The sequence below is a fragment of the bacterium genome (assembly GCA_024224155.1).
Taxonomy (GTDB): domain Bacteria; phylum Acidobacteriota; class Thermoanaerobaculia; order Multivoradales; family JAHEKO01; genus CALZIK01.
In genome coordinates this window covers 1-7,819 of the sequence record JAAENP010000144.1, presented here as the reverse complement: position 1 = coordinate 7,819, position 7,819 = coordinate 1, and the positions used below count along the sequence as shown (strand labels likewise).

The following is a 7,819-nucleotide window of genomic DNA, read 5'->3' as shown; positions in this document are numbered from 1 at the left end:
GGAAGAAAGTCCTGGTGATACCGCGGGTGGGCACTCGCGACAACTTCTTCGACATTGGTGGTCACTCTCTGCTGGCGGTGAGGGCGCACCGCGAACTGACCAAGGCGTTTGAAACGCGTCTGTCGATTACCGACCTCTTCCGGTTTCCCACCGTTCAAGCCCTCGCCCAGCACATTGGTGCCGGCGATCAAGGCGACGACCAGTCCGTGGCCCGCGATCGCGGCCAAATGCGCCGCGCGTCGCGCGCCCGACGCCGTTCGCGAGCACGATCCGTATGACTCCAGGTGCGATGAGCGAACCGACCAGGCAACACGCAGACTCCGACATCGCTGTCGTCGGCATGTCCGGGCGCTTTCCCGCCGCCAGGACGGTCGACGAGTACTGGGCCAACATCCGGGACAAGGTCGAGTGTTTCACCACCTACAGCGAAGAAGAGCTCCTCGCCGCGGGGGTCCCCAAGGCTCTGCTGCACAATCCGAACTACGTCAGATCCGGTGCTCCGCTTCCCGACATGGAGATGTTCGACGCCGGCTTCTTCGGATTCAGCCCGCGCGACGCGGCGATCATGGACCCGCAGCACCGCCATCTCTTGGAGTGCGCCTGGGAGGCGCTGGAGGACGCCGGCCATATACCCTCCCGCTTCGACGGCTCGATTGGTCTGTTCGCCGGTTCTGGCATGCAAGCGTACATGACCTTCAACCTGCTGACGAATCCCGAGCTTGTCGAGTCGATCGGTCTCTTCCTGCTGCGTCACACGGGCAACGACAAGGACTTTCTGGCCACCAGGGTCTCCTATTGCCTCGATCTCAAGGGACCGAGCGTCAATGTCCAGACCGCATGCTCGACCTCGCTGGTGGCGGTTCACAGTGCCTGCCAGAGCCTACTGAGCTTCGAGTGCGACCTGGCACTTGCCGGTGGCGTCACCGTCGAGGTGCCACATCGCCAGGGCTATCTCTACAAGGAGAACGAGATTCTCTCGCCGGACGGCCACTGCCGTCCTTTCGATGCCGATGCCAAGGGGACGGTTTTCGCTAGCGCCGTCGGCCTGGTGGCTTTGCGCCGGCTGACGGATGCGCTGGAAGACGGTGATGTAATCCACGCCGTCATCAAGGCCACTGCGATCAACAACGACGGCGCCGGGAAGGTCGGCTATCTGGCCCCCAGCGTGGACGGCCACGCCCAGGTCGTGGAAGAGGCGCTCGCGGTAGCGGATATCCACCCCGAAGCGGTCACCTATCTCGAGACCCACGGCACAGGCACGCCGGTTGGCGACCCCATCGAGATGGCGGCCCTGACCCAGGCCTTCCGCAGTGGCACAGACAAGACAGGGTACTGCGGTATCGGTTCCGTCAAGTCGAATATCGGCCACAGCGACACCGCGGCCGGGGTGGCAAGCCTGATCAAGGTCATCCAGGCGCTAAAGAACAGGCAGTTACCGGCGTCATTGGGCTTCCAGACTCCGAATCCCGAGATCGACTTCGACAACAGCCCGTTCTACGTCAACACCGAACTCAAGGCGTGGGAGAAGGAGAGCGGGCCGCGACGGGCGGGTGTGAGCTCACTCGGAGTTGGCGGCACCAATGCTCACGCGATCCTGGAGGAGCCGCCCCAGCCCCAGCCAACGGACCCCGCCCCGCCGTGGCAAGTGCTGTTGTTTAGCGGCAAGACAGCGGTCTCGGCCGAGGGCAACGTCGACAAGCTCGCCTCGCACCTCGAAGAGAACCCTGAGCTCAATCTGGCCGACGTCGCCTATACCCACCAGGCCGGGCGACAGCATTTTCCGCACCGCAAGCTCCTCGTCTGTCGTGACACCGAGGATGCGCTCGCCGCGCTCGAGGAGCGAAGTCCTCAGCGTCTGCTCTCGGCGACGGCGGAGTCCGAGGACCCATCGGTCGTTTTCATGTTCCCCGGCGGGGGGGCGCAGTATCCGGACATGTGTCTCGAGCTCTATGAAACAGAGCCCGTCTACCGGGACAGCATCGAGCGCTGCCTCGAGATCCTGAGCAACCTGCTCGATGAAGACCTGCGGGCGCTCATGTACCCCCGGGGCCGCGATCTGGAACACGCAGCGGCCCGGCTGGAACGACCCCTTCTGGCTCTGCCGGCTCTCTTTTCCACCGAGTATGCCCTCGCTCAGCAATGGATGTCCTGGGGTATCCAGCCCGCGGCGATGACCGGGCACAGCATGGGTGAGTACACCGCGGCGTGCCTGGCCGGAGTTCTCTCACTGGAAGACGCGCTGGCTCTGGTCACCGAACGGGCCCGGCTCTTCGAGACCCTTCCCGCCGGCAGCATGCTGAGCGTGCCGTTGCCGGAATCCGAGATCGAGCACCTGCTGGGCAGCGAGCTCTCGATTGCGGCGGTCAACGGCCCCGAGTACTGTGTGGTCGCAGGCCCCGACTCGGCAATCGCGGCCGTCGAGCAGAAGCTCGAGCAGGATGAAGTCGAGTGTCGCCGGCTGAAGATCAACGTCGCGGCCCACTCGGCCATGCTGGCGCCCATTCTCGAGCCGTTTCGCAAGTTCGTCTCGGGAATTCGGCTGAACCCGCCGCAAATGCAGTATGTGTCGAACGTCACGGGTACCTGGGTTCAGGGCTCGGAGGTTACGGATCCGGACTATTGGGTGCGTCACCTGCGCCAGACCGTCCGATTCTCCGACGGCTTGGAGGTCCTGGCCCGCGAGGAAAGCCGCATCTTCTTGGAGGTCGGTCCCGGCACCACGCTGAGCTCGCTCACTCGCATGCACCCCGCCTCACAGCAGGGGCACGCCGTGGTCTCCTGCGTTCGGCACCCGCAAGAGAATGTGTCCGACAAACAGTTCCTGCTCTCGAGCCTGGGCCGACTCTGGCTTGCCGGCAAGGAGATCGAGTGGCCGAGGCTGCACGGCGAGAGCCGACGAAGACGCCTCTCGCTGCCCACCTACGCTTTCGACCACCAGTACTACTGGATAGAGCCCGGCAAACTCGACTATCGAACCGACGAGGCCCGGGAGGCACTCGAAAAGCTGGACGATGTCAACGACTGGTTCTACCGTCCGGTATGGAAGCCGGTCGCGGCGGAATCCCCGGGTGATGCAACCTCCGACGAGGACGCCAGGCACACTTGGCTCATCTTCCTGGATCGCGCCGGTCTCGGATCGCGAATCGCGCGCCGCCTGGAGAAGGACGGCCATCTGGTCGTCAAAGTCCGGGAAGGTGACGCGTTTCACGCCCTCGACGAGACGACCTACGCAATGGCTCCCGAGGAAGGACTCGGGGGCTACGAGGCTCTTTTCCGCGACCTCGCGGAGCGCGAGCGTCTGCCGACCCACATCGCCCATCTCTGGACGGTCACCCCGGACGAGACCTTCCGGCGAGCCTCGAACATCTTCCACCAGCACCAGGAGCGCGGGTTCTACAGCGCGCTGTTCATCGCCCAAGCCATCGGCAACCAAGCCATCGACCATCCGATCGACTTGACGGTGGTCTCGAACGGAATGCAGAGAGTCGCCGGAGAGACCCTGCAATACCCGGCCAAGGCGACGCTTATGGGCCCGGTCAAGGTGATTCCGCAGGAGTTCGACAACCTGACTTGCCGCAGCGTCGACATCCTCTTGCCGGATTCTGTGCGGAGCCGCCGCTCCCGTGGCTCCGGCGACCCACTGGAGGTACTCGCCGAGTGCCTGGTTCGCGAGCTCGGTGGACCAGCGCCGGACCAGGCCATCGCCTACCGAGACGGTCAGCGCTGGGGTCAGGATTTCGAGCGACTGCGTCTCGAGCCGATGGCAAACGAGGACACACGGCTGCGTGAGGGCGGGGTCTATGTCGTCACCGGCGGGCTCGGCGGCATCGGCCTGACCGTCGCCGAGCATCTGGCCAAGACCTGTCGTGCCAAACTCGTGCTCATCAGCCGGTCCGGGCTGCCCGAGCGCAGCGACTGGGAGAACTGGCTCGCGAAGCACTCAGAGCGCGATCGGACCAGCACGACGATCCGCCGAATCCGCGCGATGGAAGAGCAAGGGGCTAAGGTCCTGGCGCTTGCCGCCGACGTCGCCAACATCGAGCGCATGAGCGAGGCGCTCTGGCAGGCGAAAGAGCGCTTCGGCCCCATCCACGGGGTCATCCACGCCGCTGGCACTCTGCACGAAGGCGTGATCCAGACTAAGACACCGGAGAGCGTAGACCGGGTCCTCGCGCCGAAGGTCCAAGGGACGCTGGTACTGGCCGATCTGCTGGCCGATACCGAACTCGACTTTTTTGTCGCTTTCTCCTCGACCAGCACGATCCTCGGACCACCCGGCCAGGTCGACTATGTGGCGGCCAACAGCTTCCTCAACGCCTTCGCGGACAGCCGTGCCGATCAGCCCGGGCTGACGCTGGCTCTCAACTGGGGGATGTGGCGGGAGGTCGGAATGGCGCGGGAGCTCCATCAGCGTCTGAGCGGCCAGTCCGTCGCCGAAGACACGATTCGTGAGCTTGCGGAGCACCCACTCTTCGACGAACGGCTCCTCGACGGCGCCGGCCGGATCGAGTACACCGGCAATCTCGTCCCCGAGAGTCAGTGGATACTCGACGAGCACCGCCTCAAAGGCGGCAGGGCAATTCTTCCCGGAACGGCCTATGTCGAGCTGGCGCGAGCAGCGCTGGCGGAGGCCGGAGCCGGTAACGCGTGCGAGCTGCGCGGCCTGAGCTTCCTCGCGCCGCTCGAAGTTCCCGACGGCGGTGCCCGGGAGATGCGGGTCAGTCTGACGCGTGAAGACACAGGGCACTACGAGTTCGAAACCTCGAGCCGGAGCCAAGCCGAGAGCTCTTGGACGATCCACGCTCAAGGTCGGCTACATCCGACCCCTGAGCCGACGTCCGGCCGCATCGACCTCGACGAAATCGCCGCGCGCTGTGATCAGATCGTGGCTCCGACCGACAAGAGCTGGGTCGAGACGGACCAGGAGGGCCTCCTCGACTTTGGACCACGCTGGCACGCCCTCCGATGCATGAGGCTGGGGAGTCACGAAGCCCTGGCCGAGATCGAGTTGTCCGAGGCCTTCGCATCGGATCTCGAGAGCTACGGCTGTCATCCGGCCCTCCTCGATCTCGCCACCGGGTTCGCCCTCCGGCTGGTGCACGGCTACCAGCCGGGGGAGAGTCTGTTCGTGCCGCTCGCCTACGCGCGTGCCACAATCCAGGCTGCCCTTCCGCGGAGGATCCACAGCTGGGTCCGAAGCGACCCTGAGGACTCCGCCGACGGCGAGACCGTGAGCTTCGACGTCGTTATCACCGACGAGCAAGGTCGGATACTGGTCGAGGTCGAGCGCTTCACGATGAGACGCCTGGATGGCGTTCGACTCGCCAGCGGGCTGGCGAATGAGGCCGCCGCGGGCGGCGAGGCGGACGCGGCACTCCACCCGACCTCCGCCGCCGAGCGGTTCTTCTTCGAGATGTTCGACGCCGGCATCCTCGCGGACGAGGGCATGGTGGCCTTCTCCAGACTACTGTCGAGCGCTCCGGTCACCCAGGCCGTGGTGACCTCGATCGAGCTGCCGGCCCTGATCAAGCGCAACCGCATGACGGCCGAGACCTCCACCGAGCCGAAGGTCAAGTTCGCTCGACCGAACTTGGGAAGCGAGTACGCGGAGCCGCGTGACGAGTTCGAGATCACCTTGGTTTCCTACTTCGAAGAGCTCTTGGGAGTAGACCAGGTGGGCATCCACGACAGCTTCTTCGAGCTCGGCGGACATTCGCTCATCGCGGTTCACCTCATGGCGATGATCAAGAAGGCCTACGACGTCGAGCTGCCGCTGTCCGTCCTGTTCGAGGCACCGACCGTGGCAAAGTGCGGCGAGCTGCTGCGCGACGAGGTCGGGGAATCGGTGGACGGAGACGAGGCCCGACCCAAACGACGGGGGAAACACTCCTTCCTGGTGCCGCTACACATGGTCGAGGCAACTGACCGGCCGCCGCTCTTTCTGGTTTCCGGCATGCTAGGTAACGTCCTGAACCTCCGCCATCTGGCCGGCCACCTCGGTGACGATCAGCCGGTATGGGCTCTGCAGGCTCGCGGCCTCTATGGCGAGGCGGAACCGCACCGGCGCTTCGAGGAGATGGCCGCCGACTATCTGGCCGAAGTCCGTGCCGTACAACCCGAAGGTCCGTATTTCCTGGGCGGCTTTTCGGGAGGAGGCATCACGGCCCTCGAGATGGCCCAACAGCTGCTGAAGAAAGACGAAGAGATCGCCATTCTCATCATGCTCGACACACCACCCAAGATCCCGGATCTCACTTTACGCGATCGGCTCCAGATCCAGTGGCTCAAGCTGCGGCAGCAGGGGCCAGGCTACTTCTGGTCCTTTGCCAGGCAGCGCTGGGCCTGGGAGACCCAAAGGGTTCGCGGTTGGTTCTCGAAACCGGCAGAAGACCTCTCACCGGCCGTCTTTCGCTCGGCACAAATCGAGGCCGCGTTCCGCGAGGCGCTCGAGCACTACGAGATCGGAACCTATCCCGGCAAGTTGACGCTCTTACGACCGCCACTTGACGAGGCCTATGTACTTGGACCGGATCGCGTGGTCAATCAAAGTCGGGCATTCGTCGCTCACGACAACCACTGGAGCGCTCACATAACCGGCGGTATCGAGGTCCACGTCGTGCCCGGGGAGCACAACAGCATGGTGCTCGAGCCGCACGTGCGCGTTCTGGCGGAACGCCTGAGAACGTCATTGGAAGAAGCCCAGCGAGCGGTTCGGAACAATCGAGTGGACGTCCCGCCGGACGGCCCCGAGCAGGCGATCGGGGTGGCTGTCGCCCAAAGGGCCGGCTAGGGACCCATCAGCCGCCGTCGTTGCATCGCTTGGCGTCGCGTTGCACCCCGCCCGGCTCCCCGGAAACTCGAACCTTCATCGGCACCATTCACGCCGATGTGGTGGGCCAGCGCTCTCACCGTCGGGAACCGGAAGAGATCCGTGCAGGCGACCTCGTGGCCGGTGGCCTGTTGAATTCTGTCCCTGGCCTTCAACGCGAGCAGCGAAGTTGCGCCTGCGTCGAAGAAGTTCCCCTGCGGATCGAGAGACGGGACGTTCAAGAGGCCACACCAGATTTCGCCGACCAGTCGCTCGAGGTCGGTGTCCGCCTTTCGTGACCCAGGGCGGCGCCCCAGAGGTGCTTTCGCCAGCACCGTGGTGGCACGGCTCTCGTTCGTGGCCATGGTCAGCACCTGGCCCGGCACACCGACCACCGTCGCGCCGGGGGGCACATCCTCCATGACTACCGAGCCGGCCCCGATCGTTGACCAGGCGCCGACCCTTACCTCGGGCAGAATGGACGCGTTGGTGCCAACATAGACTCCGTCTTCCAGATACACCCGTGCGTTGATCGCAGCGTTCGCCGCTACGACACAGGTCCGCCCGACCCGGCTCTCGTGCCCGACGGCCGCTCCCATGAAGACCACCGAACCATCCTCGACAGTCACCTCGGGGCCGATGGTCGCGTTCTGGTAGACAATCAAGTCCTGAGCCAACTCGGCGCCGAGGGTATCCACGTCCGGGCTGATGAGAGTGGCGAACGGAAGACGGTAGCGGCCGATCGCCTGGCGGGCTGCAGTGCGTTTCGCTGTGGTCCGGGCGACGAGATTGACCACTTCCACCGATTCGGGGTCGGCTTCGGCGAGCAGACTGAAGGGACCCACCACCGGCACGCCGAGAATCTCTCGCTCCTTTGTCTCAGGATCGTCGTCGAGCAGAAGAATTCGGTCCCACCTCGCCTGGTCGCGGTTGAGATTCAGGGCCAGCCTGACTCCTTCCGAGTTCCCGGCCCCGCAACGGTACAGCGTGGTCACGGGCTAGCAACTCCTC

At 64.7% G+C, this 7,819-nt stretch carries 3 protein-coding genes; 2 read left to right on the top strand and 1 reads right to left on the bottom strand.

Features of this window, described 5'->3' with window-relative positions; translation table 11 throughout:
* Positions 1-278: hypothetical protein (locus GY769_08345; GenBank protein MCP4201929.1), on the top strand; the 278-nt coding region annotated here is incomplete at its 5' end.
* Positions 279-289: 11 nt separating this feature from the next.
* On the top strand, positions 290-6,790 hold the full coding sequence (locus tag GY769_08340; protein MCP4201928.1) for an SDR family NAD(P)-dependent oxidoreductase: 6,501 nt from the start codon (positions 290-292) through the stop codon (positions 6,788-6,790).
* Here the strand turns inward: GY769_08340 and GY769_08335 are convergent.
* A complete protein-coding gene (locus tag GY769_08335) occupies positions 6,787-7,803 on the bottom strand; it encodes a hypothetical protein (protein MCP4201927.1) in 1,017 nt (338 codons plus the stop codon). The two genes, GY769_08340 and GY769_08335, sit on opposite strands and share 4 nt — an antisense overlap.
* Between the last annotated feature and the right edge of the window lie 16 nt (positions 7,804-7,819).